Origin of the sequence: Bacillus hominis, assembly GCF_030348325.1 — a bacterium.
Lineage (GTDB): Bacteria > Bacillota > Bacilli > Bacillales > Bacillaceae_G > Bacillus_A > Bacillus_A hominis.
Genome location: NZ_JAUCFS010000005.1, coordinates 12,501 through 27,500, shown reverse-complemented (window position 1 = coordinate 27,500; position 15,000 = coordinate 12,501). Strand labels below are relative to the sequence as shown.

The 15,000-nt window shown below is 38.9% G+C and carries 14 protein-coding genes, 1 tRNA gene, 2 rRNA genes, 1 other RNA gene and 1 other annotated feature (2 of these 19 running past the window's edge); of the genes, 4 read left to right on the top strand and 14 right to left on the bottom strand.

Annotated elements, in window-relative coordinates:
• The 5 genes from recR to tadA all read right to left on the bottom strand — a co-directional run.
• Positions 1–332, bottom strand: the 5' portion of a protein-coding gene (gene recR, locus QUF93_RS02530) for a recombination protein RecR (RefSeq protein ID WP_002107278.1). It extends 265 nt beyond the left edge of the window; 332 of the gene's 597 nt are visible here — the first part of the coding sequence; its start codon is at positions 330–332; its stop codon lies off the left edge, out of view.
• Between the two features lie 14 nt (positions 333–346).
• Positions 347–673, bottom strand: a complete 327-nt coding sequence (locus QUF93_RS02525; RefSeq protein ID WP_205685993.1) for a YbaB/EbfC family nucleoid-associated protein — start codon at positions 671–673, stop codon at positions 347–349.
• A gap of 25 nt (positions 674–698) precedes the next feature.
• Entirely contained in the window at positions 699–2,387 is a 1,689-nt protein-coding gene (gene dnaX / locus QUF93_RS02520; RefSeq protein ID WP_002123532.1) for a DNA polymerase III subunit gamma/tau, read from the bottom strand.
• Between the two features lie 132 nt (positions 2,388–2,519).
• An RNA gene (gene ffs / locus QUF93_RS02515) (signal recognition particle sRNA large type) lies at positions 2,520–2,784 on the bottom strand.
• A 78-nt stretch (positions 2,785–2,862) separates the two neighbouring features.
• Positions 2,863–3,357, bottom strand: coding sequence for a tRNA adenosine(34) deaminase TadA (gene tadA / locus QUF93_RS02510; protein ID WP_002123533.1), 495 nt, complete (start codon positions 3,355–3,357; stop codon positions 2,863–2,865).
• A gap of 105 nt (positions 3,358–3,462) precedes the next feature.
• On the opposite strand from tadA, the gene QUF93_RS02505 reads away from it, so the two are divergent.
• The 3 genes from QUF93_RS02505 to QUF93_RS02495 all read left to right on the top strand — a co-directional run bounded on the left by QUF93_RS02505 (position 3,463) and on the right by QUF93_RS02495 (position 5,432).
• A complete protein-coding gene (locus tag QUF93_RS02505) occupies positions 3,463–4,002 on the top strand; it encodes a cysteine hydrolase family protein (protein ID WP_002123535.1) in 540 nt (179 codons plus the stop codon).
• Positions 4,003–4,125: 123 nt separating this feature from the next.
• Positions 4,126–4,761 carry a deoxynucleoside kinase gene (locus QUF93_RS02500; protein WP_002123537.1) on the top strand — a complete coding sequence of 212 codons (636 nt, stop codon included), beginning with the start codon at positions 4,126–4,128 and terminating at the stop codon, positions 4,759–4,761.
• 2 nt (positions 4,762–4,763) lie between these two features.
• Positions 4,764–5,432, top strand: a complete 669-nt coding sequence (locus QUF93_RS02495; RefSeq protein ID WP_002123539.1) for a deoxynucleoside kinase — start codon at positions 4,764–4,766, stop codon at positions 5,430–5,432.
• Positions 5,433–5,467: 35 nt separating this feature from the next.
• Here QUF93_RS02495 and QUF93_RS02490 read toward each other — a convergent pair whose 3' ends face one another.
• The 7 genes from QUF93_RS02490 to guaB all read right to left on the bottom strand — a co-directional run bounded on the left by QUF93_RS02490 (position 5,468) and on the right by guaB (position 12,422).
• Entirely contained in the window at positions 5,468–5,863 is a 396-nt protein-coding gene (locus QUF93_RS02490; protein WP_002107271.1) for a sigma factor-like helix-turn-helix DNA-binding protein, read from the bottom strand.
• Positions 5,864–6,029: 166 nt separating this feature from the next.
• Positions 6,030–6,122: transfer RNA gene (locus QUF93_RS02485), tRNA-Ser, on the bottom strand.
• A gap of 154 nt (positions 6,123–6,276) precedes the next feature.
• On the bottom strand, positions 6,277–7,551 hold the full coding sequence (gene serS, locus QUF93_RS02480) for a serine--tRNA ligase (RefSeq protein ID WP_002107270.1): 1,275 nt from the start codon (positions 7,549–7,551) through the stop codon (positions 6,277–6,279).
• Positions 7,552–7,602: 51 nt separating this feature from the next.
• Positions 7,603–7,823, bottom strand: a binding site (T-box leader).
• A 54-nt stretch (positions 7,824–7,877) separates the two neighbouring features.
• Positions 7,878–8,468: a pyridoxal 5'-phosphate synthase glutaminase subunit PdxT gene (pdxT, locus tag QUF93_RS02475; RefSeq protein ID WP_002123543.1), complete on the bottom strand. Its 591-nt coding sequence runs from the start codon at positions 8,466–8,468 to the stop codon at positions 7,878–7,880.
• 18 nt (positions 8,469–8,486) lie between these two features.
• Entirely contained in the window at positions 8,487–9,374 is an 888-nt protein-coding gene (pdxS, locus tag QUF93_RS02470; RefSeq protein ID WP_002107268.1) for a pyridoxal 5'-phosphate synthase lyase subunit PdxS, read from the bottom strand.
• A 160-nt stretch (positions 9,375–9,534) separates the two neighbouring features.
• Complete coding sequence (locus tag QUF93_RS02465) at positions 9,535–10,845, bottom strand: D-alanyl-D-alanine carboxypeptidase family protein (protein ID WP_289360951.1); 1,311 nt, start codon at positions 10,843–10,845, stop codon at positions 9,535–9,537.
• Positions 10,846–10,958: 113 nt separating this feature from the next.
• Entirely contained in the window at positions 10,959–12,422 is a 1,464-nt protein-coding gene (guaB, locus tag QUF93_RS02460) for an IMP dehydrogenase (protein WP_002123546.1), read from the bottom strand.
• A 115-nt stretch (positions 12,423–12,537) separates the two neighbouring features.
• Between guaB and QUF93_RS02455 the strand changes: the two genes are divergently transcribed.
• A complete protein-coding gene (locus tag QUF93_RS02455; RefSeq protein ID WP_002123548.1) occupies positions 12,538–13,539 on the top strand; it encodes a YaaC family protein in 1,002 nt (333 codons plus the stop codon).
• Positions 13,540–13,573: 34 nt separating this feature from the next.
• Here the strand turns inward: QUF93_RS02455 and rrf are convergent.
• A 5S ribosomal RNA gene (gene rrf / locus QUF93_RS02450) occupies positions 13,574–13,689 on the bottom strand.
• A gap of 50 nt (positions 13,690–13,739) precedes the next feature.
• Positions 13,740–15,000: ribosomal RNA gene (locus tag QUF93_RS02445) — 23S ribosomal RNA — on the bottom strand; it runs 1,661 nt beyond the window's last position.

Sequence of the window (15,000 nt, the reverse complement as noted above, 5' to 3'; positions counted from 1 at the left end):
ATGGCACCACGCAAAACATGATATACACCTTGATATTCTTTCATTTTTTCCATTGCAATTACATCTTTCGGCTCTTGTACTACACAAACAACCGATTGATCTCTATGCGAATCGTCACAAATATAACAAGGGTCGCGGTCAGTGATATGCCCACATATTGAACAATACGCTAAATCTCGCTTCGCATTCACAAGCGCTTTCGCAAAACCTAACACATCATCTTCTTTCATATCTAACACGAAGAATGCCAGTCGAACCGCCGTTTTCGGTCCGATTCCTGGCAATTTCATAAAACTATCGATTAATTTTGATATCGGTTCTGGATAATGCATATATCAATATCCTCCTAGAACATTCCACCTGGTAAGTTCAAACCTTTTGTAAATTTACCCATTGTAGAATTTGAAAGTTCTTCAGCCTTTTTAAGTGCATCATTCGTTGCAGCTAATACTAAGTCTTGTAACATTTCAATATCTTCTGGATCTACAACTTCTTCTTTAATTTTCACTTCAAGAACTTGCTTATGACCATTTGCGATAACAGTAACCATTCCGCCACCAGCTGTACCTTCAACTGTTTTGTCACCAAGCTCTTCTTGCGCCTTCGCCATGTCTTTTTGCATCTTTTGCATTTGTTTCATCATATTATTCATATTTCCCATTCCGCCACGCATCATAATTAATTCCTCCTAATTATTATTACTCTTTTATTTCAATAAGTTCTTGCCCTACTAATTTTACAGCCTCTTCTATAAGAGGATCTTCTTTTTGTTCTGGGCTTTCTTCAGAATCCCCGCCTTCACGTTGTAAAAAGTCTTCACGAATTTTACCCCACTCACTTTTTGGGATAGCAATCATATTTAACCTTTTACTTAACAATTCAAAAAGAGTTTGTTCCAATGTATCCATCGCTTCTCGATTTTCACTAGCCATTTTGCAATGAATCTCATATTGAAATGCTAACACATAGGTATCATCTGAAGCCGCAACTGGTTCGCTATTTTCCAATAAAACAGCAAATGCTACTTTGTTATGTGACTTGAGCCTTCCTAATAATTCGCCCCATACAGCTTTTAACTGTTCTAAATCTTGACGCTTAGCTTGCTTTAACACTTCATTCACACGTCCAACAGGAATTTTCATACTTCCTGTTCGTACCGGTTTTGGTGTTGCCCGCGTCTCTCTTACTTCCTGTTGCACACCAGCTGGCACGCCATTCTTTTTAACTTGCTCTAACTCTTTCTCCAGCTGCTGCATCCTGTTCATAATTGCTTGCAAACGATCTGCGCCGTTCGCTTGCATCATAAACTGCTGACACAGTTGCACCATAACAACCTCCAAGAAAATTCTTGGATGGTTTGTCCACTTCATCTCCTGTTGTCCCTTACTAAGGGTATGAATAATTTCATAGATTACTTCCGGTTGCATTTCTTCACTTAACGTACGGAATTGATCATCTACAATTACCCGTTCCAACATATGTTCTAATTGTGGTGAAGTTTGATATAAAAGCATATCACGATAGTAGTAAATGAAATCCTCCATAAAGCGAACTGGATCTTTCCCTTTACTCATCATCTCATCTATAATACGTAACGCTCTTGATACATCATTTTCACGTATACATTCTACCAGGTTACCTAAATATCGCTGAGATACAGATCCTGTTACAGCTAAAACATCTTCACTCGTCACCGTCTCATCACTATAAGAAATAGCTTGATCGATAAGACTGAGCGCATCACGCATACCACCTTCAGCGGCACGCGCTACGATTTGTAACGCTTCATCTTCTACTTGCGTACCTTCATTTGTCACGACTGTCGATAACCTCTCAACGATATCATTTACTGATATCTTTCGAAACTCAAAACGCTGACAACGTGAAATAATTGTAGCTGGAATCTTATGCGGTTCTGTTGTCGCCAGAATAAAAATAACATGTCCTGGCGGCTCTTCTAAAGTTTTCAAAAGCGCATTAAAGGCACCCATAGAAAGCATGTGAACTTCATCAATAATGTATACTTTATATCCTACAGCACTTGGAGCATATTTTACTTTATCTCTTATATCTCGAATTTCATCTACACCGTTATTTGAAGCCGCATCAATTTCTAATACATCTGAAATGGACCCTTGTGTAATTCCTAAACAAGAAGGACATTCATTACAAGGTTCAGCTACCGGGGCATGTTCACAGTTAATTGCCTTTGCAAATACTTTTGCAATTGTCGTTTTCCCTGTTCCCCTCGGACCAGAAAACAAATAAGCATGTGAAGCTTTCTCTTGAAGAAGGGCATTTTGCAACGTTTTTGTCACGTGCTTTTGACCGACTACATCTTCGAATTTTTGCGGTCTCCATGTTCGGTATAACGCTTGGTATGACACGAAAATACGGCCTCCCTCAAAGGTTATTATCTCATTTATTATAACCCATTCTGTTTATAGATTCCAAAAGTTATTTTCCATACAAAAAACCCACCTTTATATTAAGGTGAGTTTTGTATACATATATAACTGCCGTGCACCTTCTGTCGATTACGTACCATAAGCGTTACTCAAGCAGTTAGCTCGGTTCAGGCACTCCTGCGGCACACGAGAAGACCCGCTTATTGCTGCTTCCTTCCGGACCTGACAAGGTTCACGGGGTCCCGTTGCGCAGGACCCAAACGTCAACACCACTTACTTAAGGCAGACCTTACAGCAGCATAACCTCGAGAAGGGATTCGGCCTCGCTAGAGCGGATTGCGAGTATAGGGCACCGCTACCTCCCCGCTTAGCACGGCAAAGTTAAAACCAATATTCGGTTGCCTTGGATAAGGCATTATTAGTATAACTTGTTTTTTTGCAAAATGCAAATACGTTAGTTACCATTACTTTTCTCTAGTTTTTTCGCTTCTTTTCTTTTCTTACGAAGCTCCCTAAAAAAAATCGTTAACAACGTACCACATTCCTCTTCAAGTACACCAGCCACTACTTCACACTGATGATTAAAGCGCTCATCAGTTAAAAGATTCATCAATGTACCTGCACATCCACCTTTCGGATCGCTCGCACCATATACAACCCGTTTTACACGCGATAAAACAATTCCCCCTGCACACATTGGACAAGGTTCTAATGTTACATATAACGTTGCATCTTCTAAACGCCATGTCCCTAATTTTTTACAAGCTTCATCAATAGCTAAGAGCTCGGCGTGAGCTATTGATCTCTGTTCAGTTTCTCTTAAGTTATGTGCGACACTAATCACTTCACCATCTAGCACAATTACAGCACCAATTGGTACCTCTTGTATCGCCTCCGCCTTCTTCGCTTCCTCTATTGCTAACTGCATAAAATATATATCTCGCTCCATAATATAGTCCTTTCACCAAAATAAAATACACTTTTTCATTTCTTGCAGGTGGGATAACTTTTACAAATTCAATCCAACCTAAAGAAGAAAGAGAGGGAATTACATATGAAAAATACTGCCTTACTCATTATCGATATGATTAATGATTTTCAATTCTCCCACGGACCCATCCTGGCACAGAAATGTGAAATTATAAAGAATCCCATTTTACAATTAAAGGACACCATGAAATCATTGGGCTATCCAATAATTTATATCAATGATCACTATCAACTTTGGAGATCTGATATCGATCAACTTATTACTCATTGTACAAATGATTATAGTAAAAATATTATCGAGGCCATTGCTCCACATACTGACGATTACATTTTTATTAAACCACATTACTCTGCTTTTTATGAAACACCTTTGAATTCTTTATTAGGTTATTTAAAAATCGAAAATCTCATTTTAACAGGAATTGCGGGGAACATATGCATCCTTTTTACAGCTAATGATGCCCATATGAGAAATTATACACTTTATGTGCCACGGGATTGCATCGCTTCTAATAACGAGCAAGATAATGAACATGCTTTAAAAATAATGGAAGCCACATTAAAGGCAAATATTGTACCGTCATCCCAAATAAAATTTAGTTAATACATATCTATTTTCTAACTTTTTATATCAAATTAGTCCGCTCGCTCCCCTCTTGTGCTACAATAATTCTGTTTTGTGTTTTTAGTAGTCACGGTAAATCACTGATTGAAAGGAGGAAACAGCGTGACCGGAGTACCATTTATCACGGTTGAAGGACCAATTGGTGTTGGAAAAACTTCACTTGCGAAGGAACTTTCAACTCACATGCAACTCCACTTACTAAAAGAGATTGTTGATGAAAATCCTTTTTTAGGAAAATTCTACGAAGACATCGACGAATGGAGTTTTCAAACAGAGATGTTCTTTCTTTGTAATAGATACAAACAACTAGAGGATATTAACATAAAGTATTTGAATCAAAGGAAGCCTGTAGTAGCAGATTATCATATATTTAAAAATTTAATTTTTGCATCCCGTACATTAAAAGATTCTCAATATGACAAGTACATGCAAATTTATCGCATTCTTACGCAAGATATGCCTGTACCAAATGTCATCATTTATTTAACGGCGAGCCTAGAAACATTACAAAAACGAATTGCGATGCGTGGAAGAGAATTCGAAAAAAATATGGATCCCAATTACTTACTACAGCTTACAAAAGATTACGAAACAGCAATGGATGCTTTCAAAAAGGACCATCCAGATATTCCAGTATTAAAATTTAATGGAGACGATATGGATTTTGTAAGAAATCCTGATGATTTAAATGTCATCTTATCCGCTCTTCAAAATACTCTCTTGAAGGAGTCGAAATAACAATGAATTTAAGGCAAAAATATGATATACCAAATGATGCAGTTATCACTATTGCTGGAACTGTAGGTGTCGGTAAATCAACTATGACAACTGCATTAGCTAACGCTTTAGGTTATCGTACATCTTTTGAAAAAGTAGATTCCAACCCATATTTGGACAAGTTCTATGCTGATTTCACACGCTGGAGCTTTCACTTACAAGTGTACTTTTTAGCAGAACGATTTAAAGAACAAAAAAGAATTTTCGAATATGGTGGCGGTTTTATTCAAGACCGTTCTATTTATGAGGACACTGGTATTTTCGCAAAGATGCATCACGAAAAGGGTACAATGACTGAAACTGATTATGAAACATACAAAGGTTTGTTTGATGCTATGGTCATGACTCCTTACTTCCCTCATCCAGACTTATTAATTTACCTAGAAGGTTCGTTTGATGATATTGTCGATCGTATTCAAGAACGAGGACGTCCAATGGAGCAGCAAACACCAATTGAGTATTGGAAAGAGATGCATGGACGTTATGAAAACTGGATTAATAACTTTAATTCATGTCCTATTTTACGCTTAAATATTAATGAGTACGATATTTTAAAAGATGGCGATTCAATCGAACCAATCATTAAAAAAATTGGACATTTTTTAAAACAAACACGTAAACTTGTAAAATAAAAAACCCGTGCATATGCACGGGTTTTCCTATGAAATTACTTTTTCTTTTTCGTCGGAGCAATAATTTCACTCTCTGGCTTTCCAGCATTAATACGCTGACGAACAGTGCTCGTACTAATATCATATGTTTCAGCAATCTCTTTAACAGTCATTTCTTTCCCATTAATTACTGCTGTTAGTAATTTCCCTGTACGTTTTGGAGTTACTTCTTTTTGCACAGCTGGTTTTTCAGCTTCTTTTGGCACCTCTACTTTTTTTGCAACCTGTTTTACATCACAAGTGCAACCACAAAGTTTACGGAATGTATCATCACTTATAATGCGCGACACATTTGCACCACTGTTTAAAATTCTATTGTTCTTACAGACAGGACATTGTACATAATATAAAGTTTTTCCATCTAAAGGAAACGTTTGTATAATAAGATCCATGTTAACTCCTTTCATATCTATGAAGATAATCATCGGAATATGAGTGTGTAATAAGGACACTATATCCTTACATCATACTTTATGATTGGTTTTAAAATAAAAACTCGTTACGTGTTGGTAACGAGTTCTCCAATCTCCACTTATATGCGCTGTTGTCAATTATATCTGGAGGAGGTAGAGGGATTCGAACCCCCGCGCGACTCTCGCCGCCTGTCGGTTTTCAAGACCGATCCCTTCAGCCAGACTTGGGTATACCTCCATATTGACATCAAATATAATATCAAAAGAAAAACAGTTAGTCAACCCTACCATAATAAATTATGGGGAAAGGGAAATTTTACTTCCCCTCTCCTTTATGACACTGCTGACAATGCCCATAATTACCAATCACTCATACCGATGAATGTTTTAACTTATTTAATAACTGTTTTTCCTCCCATATAAGGGCGAAGAACTTCTGGAATTATAATTGTACCATCTTCTTGTTGGTAGTTCTCTAAAATAGCTGCCACTGTACGTCCAATTGCAAGACCAGATCCATTTAGTGTATGAACATGTTCCGGTTTGCCATTTGGCTCACGGCGGAAACGGATATTCGCGCGTCTCGCTTGGAAGGCCTCAAAATTACTGCAAGAAGAAATTTCACGATATGTACCATAACTTGGAATCCATACTTCAATATCGTATTTCTTCGCTGCTGTAAATCCTAAATCTCCTGTACACATGCTCATAACGCGATATGGCAACTCTAATAATTGTAACACGCGCTCTGCATCATTTGTTAATTTTTCTAACTCTTCGTAAGAATCTTCTGGTTTCACGAACTTCACAAGTTCAACTTTATTAAATTGGTGTTGGCGAATTAAACCACGTGTATCGCGACCAGCTGAACCTGCTTCAGAACGGAAGCATGAGCTAAATGCAGCATATCGTATCGGTAATTGCTCTTTACTTAAAATCTCATCACGATGCATATTCGTTACAGGTACTTCAGCTGTAGGAATTAAGAAATAATCTTCGCTTTCAATACGGAATGCATCTTCTTCAAACTTCGGAAGTTGTCCTGTTCCTGTCATACTTGCACGGTTTACCATATAAGGAGGTAATACTTCCTCATATCCATGCTCATCAGTATGAAGGTCAAGCATAAAACTAATCAAAGCACGTTCTAATCTTGCACCAGCACCTTTGTAAAATACAAATCGGCTTCCTGTTACTTTCCCAGCACGTTCAAAATCTAAAATCCCTAAATCAGTAGCAAGGTCCCAATGTGGTTTTGGCTCATAAGTAAATTCTTTCACTTCTCCCCAAGTACGTGCTACTACGTTATCATCCTCTGTTTCACCTACTGGAGCAGATTCATGAGGGATATTTGGGATAGATAGCATTAATCTTTCTAAATCTTCTTCAACTGTACGAAGCTCATTATCAAGATCTTTTACTTTTTCCCCAACTTCACGCATTTCTAGAATTAGAGCTTCCGCATCTTTCTTTTCACGCTTTAATACTGAAATTTGTTGAGATACTTCGTTACGTTTACTTTTTAGTTCTTCCGTTTGAACAAGTAGCTCTCTTCTTCTCGTATCAAGTTCTTCAAAGCGACCAAAATCCGTTAAATCTTCGCCTCTATGCTGCAATTTTGCTTTTACTTCTTCAAAATTCGTACGTAAAAATTTAATATCAAGCATTATATACTCCTCCTTTTATTTTATAAAACACAAAAAACTCCCGTCCCTATACAAAGGGACGGGAGTTAACCCGCGTTGCCACCCTAGTTGAAAGCATTACCGCTTTCCTCTCAAGTAGAAATAACGGCTCTTCACCGGGAATGCTTACTAATCAAAAGATATTCCACATTCCATTCCAGGATGGATTCACAAACTGTTTCTATCGATTTCCACCAACCATCGACTCTCTATAAGAAACAACATTTGTTACTACTTCCTATCAACACGCTTATTTTATAAAATTGTTACCATCAATTTACTATAATCTTATACAAGTTGCAAGTTACTTATACAACTTTTTTCATTTTCGCTTCTTTTACCATTTCTACAAAGTATGCTGTTACACGATGATCGTCCGTTAATTCTGGATGGAAAGAAGCAGCTAAAAACTGACCTTGTCTTACCGCTACCATTCGATCGCCATGTGTAGAAAGTACTTCAACATCATCAGCTACATTTACAACATACGGAGCACGGATAAATACACCAACAAAGTCTTCTCCCACACCTTTCATTGAAAGTGCAGCTTCAAAACTATCTTTTTGGCGTCCGAACGCATTGCGCTCAACCGTAATATCCATAGCACCAATATGTGCTTCTTCATAGCCAATAAGTGTTTTCGCAAGAAGGATCATACCTGCACATGTACCAAACATTGGTTTACCCGACTTCGCAAATGTACGAAGAGGCTCCATGAAAGCATACTTATCAATAAGACGGCGCATTGTTGTACTTTCACCGCCTGGTAAAATAAGACCATCAATTTCTTCAAGTTGTTCTATACGCTTTACAACAACAGCTTCTGCACCACTTGCTTCAACTGATTTTACATGCTCACGAACTGCACCTTGAAGACCCAGTACACCGATTTTCATCATTTTAAAGATCCCCTTTAATTACCATCCACGCTCTTGCATGCGTTGTTCTGGTAATAACGTTGAAATTTCGACACCTTTCATTGCATTACCTAATCCTTTAGAAAGGCTTGCAATTAGTTCGTAATCTTCATAATGAGTCGTTGCTTCAACGATTGCACGTGCAAATTTCTCTGGGTTCTCTGATTTGAAGATACCAGATCCAACAAATACACCATCAGCACCAAGTTGCATCATTAACGCTGCATCTGCTGGTGTTGCTACACCACCTGCTGCAAAGTTTACAACTGGCAAGCGACCAAGGCGTTTAATTTCAAGTAGTACTTCATAAGGAGCACCAGTATTTTTTGCATATGTCATTAACTCATCTTCACGTAGATTTGCAACTTGACGGATTTCTGCATTGACTTGGCGCATATGACGCACTGCCTCTACAATGTTTCCTGTTCCAGGCTCACCTTTTGTACGAAGCATAGATGCACCTTCTGCAATACGACGTGCAGCTTCTCCGATATCACGGCAACCACATACAAATGGAACTGTGTAATCACGTTTATTTAAATGGTATACTTCATCAGCAGGAGTTAATACTTCACTCTCATCGATATAGTCTACCCCTAATGATTCTAATACACGTGCTTCTACAAGGTGACCAATACGGCATTTTGCCATAACCGGAATTGACACCGCACCCATAACTTCTTCAACAATTGTTGGATCTGCCATACGAGAAACGCCACCTGCTGCACGAATATCTGCAGGTACACGCTCTAATGCCATAACAGCAACTGCGCCTGCCTCTTCTGCAATCCTTGCTTGCTCAGCGTTAACTACGTCCATAATAACGCCGCCTTTTTGCATTTCTGCCATTCCACGTTTTACACGTTCTGTCCCTGTTACATTTGTCATGTACAAAAACCCCCCTAGGTGAATTGCTTTCCCCCGTTAAAGAAGAAAATTAAGAATACTCTTACATTCTACCACTAACTATCTGATGCTTGTCCACTACTTTTTCATAAAGTCGGTATGAAAAATAGGAATAAGAAAAAGCTCCTACAATGAGGAGCTTTTAAAACCAACCTTTTACTGTATCAACAGCACTATTCCACATACCACTAAAGAAAGAACCAATTCCGCGCATAGAACGTGTGAACCAGCCTGCCTCTTCTACTTCAGACTTTGTTACAAGGTCTACTTGTAATGATTTTCCTGATAAAAATCCAGGATCATTACTATCTTTAGACGTTACAACCATTTGGCCAAGTGCAACTCCCTTTTTCATAGGTGCTTCTTGTCCCTTATTTCCTTCTTTAAATTCTGTTTTATAAACGTCTTTACTTCCCTTTGGCACCGGAAGTGAAACAGCTTGCTTCGTTTGAACTGCTATATCTTTATCTTTCGCATTTTCAACTCTTACCGTTTCTTTTCCTTTGACCGAAGAACCTTTTTCATACATTTTCTTCATTTCAAAGTTAGCAAAGCCATAATCATATAATTTCTTCGTCTCATCAAATCTTGCTGTATGAGAGTTTGTTTTAATAACTACAGAAATGAAACGCATGCCATTTCTCTCGATCGTACCAGTAAAACAATCCCCTGCTTCTGGAGTTGATCCTGTTTTCAGGCCATCTACACCTTCATATTCCTTAATTAAGCCTTTTAACATCCAGTTCCAGTTAGGCATTTCGATTCGATCTGGAGTACCTTCACGGAACACTTTTTTTGAAATTTTTGCTATGTCTAATGTTTTAGGAAAATCTTGAATAAGACGTTGTGCCAAAATTGCTACATCTCTCGCAGACATTTTATTTTCTTCATCTGGAGTTGTCCCTTCAGGATGGTGTCCTTTTAAATCTTTGTTCGTTAAGCCCGTAGAATTTACAAACTTATAATTTTTTAATCCAAGCTCTTTCGACTTATCATTCATCATTTTTACAAAGTCTACTTCTTTTCCAGCAACTGCTTCAGCTAAAGCTATTGTTGCACCATTAGCAGAATAAATTGCCATTGCTTCGTATAGCTCTTTTACTGTATAAGATTCACCATTTCGTAGAGGCACATTCGATAACGACCGATCTTGCGAAATTTTATAAGCATATTCAGAAACCTTAACTTTTTGATCCCATTTTAGTTTCCCTTTCGCAACAGCCTCGTTCACTAGGTATTCACTCATCATCTTTGTCATACTAGCAATTGATAATAGTTCATCTGCATTCTTTTGATATAAAATTTTTCCAGAATTCGCTTCAACTAAAATCGCTGCACCTGCTTCAATGTTTAAAGCAGCTCCTGTTTCTGCTGATGCATTGCTATATGGTGCAAACATGCCAAAAGCTAGTGTAAGCACTGTTACCAACGCAATGAATCTTTTGCAAAACATACCTTTCACTTTTGCTACCCCCAATATCTATGTACTCACATAACCGTTATTCTAACATAATCAAAAAAAAATAGACAGAGATATCAAATCTCCGTCTATTTACATATAAGACATTATAATGAGTAGTTTGGAGCCTCTTTTGTAATTTGCACATGATGAGGATGACTTTCACGTAAACCAGCGCCCGACATACGAATGAACTGCGCATTCTCACGTAAGAATTCTAAATCTTGTGCTCCGCAGTATCCCATACCTGCACGTAATCCACCAACTAATTGATGAACTGTATCTGCTAAAGGTCCTTTATATGGTACTCGTCCTTCAATACCTTCTGGAACAAGTTTTTTGTTTCCTTCTTGGAAGTAACGATCTTTACTTCCTTTTTCCATCGCTCCAACAGAACCCATTCCACGATATACTTTAAATTGACGACCTTGGTAAATTTCAGTTTCTCCAGGGCTTTCAGCAACACCAGCAAACATACTACCTAACATAACAACGTGTGCCCCTGCTGCTAAAGCTTTAACCATATCACCAGAGTACTTAACACCACCATCTGCAATAACTGGAATGCCGTGTTTACGAGCTTCTGTTGCACAATCATAAACTGCTGTTAATTGTGGTACGCCAACGCCAGCTACAACACGTGTCGTACAAATAGAACCTGGTCCAATACCAACTTTAACTACGTTTGCACCAGCTTCAATTAATGCTTTTGTTGCTTCAGCTGTAGCAACATTTCCAGCAATAATGTTTAGTGCTGGATATTTTGCACGAACTTCTTTTACTTTTTCAATAACACCTTGAGAATGTCCATGAGCTGTATCAAGAACGATTGCATCTACCTGTGCTTTTACTAATGCGTCGATACGAAGCATTGCATCAGCCGTTACACCAACTGCTGCTCCAACTAATAAGCGTCCTTGCTTATCCTTTGCAGAGTTTGGAAATTCAATTACTTTTTCAATATCTTTTATTGTAATAAGCCCTTGTAATACACCGTTATTGTCAACAAGAGGGAGCTTTTCGATTTTATACTTTTGTAGGATCTTTTCAGCTTCTTCCAGTGTAGTACCAACTGGGGCTGTAATTAACTGTTCTTTTGTCATTACGTCAGAAATTTTGATTGAGTAGTCTTGGATGAAGCGCATATCACGGTTTGTAATAATACCAACTAATTTTCGCTCATCTAAATTATTTACAACTGGTACACCTGAGATACGGTATTTTCCCATAAGATGTTCCGCATCATATACTTGATGTTCTGGAGTTAAAAAGAATGGATCTGAAATAACGCCGCTTTCAGAGCGTTTTACTTTGTCAACTTGCTCTGCCTGGTGCTCAATAGACATATTCTTATGAATGATTCCTAAACCGCCTTGACGAGCCATTGCAATAGCCATATCAGCTTCTGTTACTGTATCCATTCCTGCACTAATTAACGGGATGTTTAACTGTAAGCTTTCAGATAAAACTGTTTTAACACTTACTTCTCTTGGTAATATATCTGACTTTGCTGGTACAAGTAATACATCATCAAAAGTCAAACCTTCTTTAACAAATTTAGATTCCCACATAATTGTTCCCCCCATGATACCAGAAATTATTATTAGTAGCTTATCAATTGGTTAAAATACTGTCAAGAAAGTATAAATATGTTAGAATTTTTAGACAATAAAAGGAGCGTAATATATGCATCATACACCTTGTGCTTGGCAGCAGTTAAGTTTCTTCTTTTCATCTCAAAACGTACAACATTATCTTGCCCGTTGTTATGAAAAATCCTCGATTCAGGATGCCGAAAAAAAAAGTTTTGAAAATTGTTATCCATTTATTTATTACTTAGAACACGGTAAAAATTATTATGAATTATATAAAACAGCGCCATTTTCCATTCAGCCAATGCTGTTATTTTATGGAATGGGACAACTTTTTAAAGCTTGTTTATTAACTATTAATCCAAACTATCCAGAATCAACAACCGTTTTAGCACATGGAGTGACAACCCGTAAACGAAAAAAACAAGGATATCAATTTCTAGAAGATGAGGTGAAAATACAGAAAAATGGGCTATTTACTCACGCGGCAGAACAACTGTTTCACATGAAACACTTGGAAACAGAAAAGTTTAATATGTTAGAGCTAATGGGAAAAATCCCTGAGTTACAACATTTATTTCGCTATAGTCAAAAAGGAACAACATTATATAAAATCGATTCAACAAATAAAAATGAGCTCTCCTTTTCAGTCAACATACTAGATCGACTACATATGACTAAAGAAAGATTTTCTCGTTACATCGAAACAACTTGTAAGCATTTATCAATACAACACGTACCTGAGAAAAATAATGAATTAAATGTGTTTTTTTCAGCACCTATTCAATCATGGAATCCTATGTATAGCACACCTTTATACTATGAGCATCTTACTGACACTTATTATTTACCACTTACGACCGACCCTAGAAACTCTAAGCCAGTGTTGCCTGAGCTCCTTGTTCATTATTTATTGCTCTATAATTTAAGCATGATTTCTAGGTATGAAACAGATTGGTGGTATGATTTACTTGGAAGCTATGGCTCTGAAGATTATCCATTTATTTATCAGTTTCTCAATATTTCTGCTCAAAAAATCCCTTACTATATTTCAGCATTTTTACTAACGGAATCCAACCTATTTCATGGGAAATAAAAAAACACGAGTCAAATGACTCGTGTTTTAGCTTGCTTGGCGACGTCCTACTCTCACAGGGACAAGGTCCCAACTACCATCGGCGCTAGAGAGCTTAACTTCCGTGTTCGGTATGGGAACGGGTGTGACCTCTCTGCCATCATCACCAAACTATTGAAGGCATATTCCTTCAAAACTAGATAACATTTGCTTCATATTATATGGTTAAGTCCTCGATCTATTAGTATTCGTCAGCTCCACATGTCACCATGCTTCCACCTCGAACCTATCAACCTGATCATCTTTCAGGGATCTTACTAGCTTACGCTATGGGAAATCTCATCTTGAGGGGGGCTTCATGCTTAGATGCTTTCAGCACTTATCCCTTCCGCACATAGCTACCCAGCTATGCCCTTGGCAGAACAACTGGTACACCAGCGGTGCGTCCATCCCGGTCCTCTCGTACTAAGGACAGCTCCTCTCAAATTTCCTACGCCCACGACGGATAGGGACCGAACTGTCTCACGACGTTCTGAACCCAGCTCGCGTACCGCTTTAATGGGCGAACAGCCCAACCCTTGGGACCGACTACAGCCCCAGGATGCGATGAGCCGACATCGAGGTGCCAAACCTCCCCGTCGATGTGGACTCTTGGGGGAGATAAGCCTGTTATCCCCGGGGTAGCTTTTATCCGTTGAGCGATGGCCCTTCCATGCGGAACCACCGGATCACTAAGCCCGACTTTCGTCCCTGCTCGACTTGTAGGTCTCGCAGTCAAGCTCCCTTATGCCTTTGCACTCTACGAATGATTTCCAACCATTCTGAGGGAACCTTTGGGCGCCTCCGTTACACTTTAGGAGGCGACCGCCCCAGTCAAACTGCCCACCTGACACTGTCTCCCGGGTCGATAAGACCCGTAGGTTAGAATTTCAATACAGTCAGGGCGGTATCCCACCAGCGCCTCCACCGAAGCTAGCGCTCCGGTTTCAATGGCTCCCGCCTATCCTGTACAAACTGTACCAAAATTCAATATCAGGCTACAGTAAAGCTCCACGGGGTCTTTCCGTCCTGTCGCGGGTAACCTGCATCTTCACAGGTACTATAATTTCACCGAGTCTCTGGTTGAGACAGTGCCCAAATCGTTACACCTTTCGTGCGGGTCGGAACTTACCCGACAAGGAATTTCGCTACCTTAGGACCGTTATAGTTACGGCCGCCGTTTACTGGGGCTTCAGTTCAGAGCTTCGCTTACGCTAACCCCTCTCCTTAACCTTCCAGCACCGGGCAGGTGTCAGCCCCTATACTTCGCCTTACGGCTTCGCAGAGACCTGTGTTTTTGCTAAACAGTCGCTTGGGCCTATTCACTGCGGCTTTCCGTTAAGAAAGCACCCCTTCTCCCGAAGTTACGGGGTCATTTTGCCGAGTTCCTTAACCAGAGTTCTCTCGCACACCTTAGGATTCTCTCCTCGCCTACCTGTGTCG

Coding starts and splice junctions, on each gene's coding strand:
- pdxT (WP_002123543.1), bottom strand. CDS start 8,468: ATGATGAAAATCGGTGTACTGGGTCTTCAAGGTGCAGTTCGTGAGCAT.
- QUF93_RS02495 (WP_002123539.1), top strand. CDS start 4,764: ATGAATTTAAGGCAAAAATATGATATACCAAATGATGCAGTTATCACT.
- QUF93_RS02455 (WP_002123548.1), top strand. CDS start 12,538: ATGCATCATACACCTTGTGCTTGGCAGCAGTTAAGTTTCTTCTTTTCA.
- serS (WP_002107270.1), bottom strand. CDS start 7,551: ATGCTTGATATTAAATTTTTACGTACGAATTTTGAAGAAGTAAAAGCA.
- pdxS (WP_002107268.1), bottom strand. CDS start 9,374: ATGACAAATGTAACAGGGACAGAACGTGTAAAACGTGGAATGGCAGAA.
- guaB (WP_002123546.1), bottom strand. CDS start 12,422: ATGTGGGAATCTAAATTTGTTAAAGAAGGTTTGACTTTTGATGATGTA.
- QUF93_RS02490 (WP_002107271.1), bottom strand. CDS start 5,863: ATGGATCTTATTATACAAACGTTTCCTTTAGATGGAAAAACTTTATAT.
- QUF93_RS02465 (WP_289360951.1), bottom strand. CDS start 10,845: ATGTTTTGCAAAAGATTCATTGCGTTGGTAACAGTGCTTACACTAGCT.
- tadA (WP_002123533.1), bottom strand. CDS start 3,357: ATGGAGCGAGATATATATTTTATGCAGTTAGCAATAGAGGAAGCGAAG.
- QUF93_RS02525 (WP_205685993.1), bottom strand. CDS start 673: ATGCGTGGCGGAATGGGAAATATGAATAATATGATGAAACAAATGCAA.
- QUF93_RS02505 (WP_002123535.1), top strand. CDS start 3,463: ATGAAAAATACTGCCTTACTCATTATCGATATGATTAATGATTTTCAA.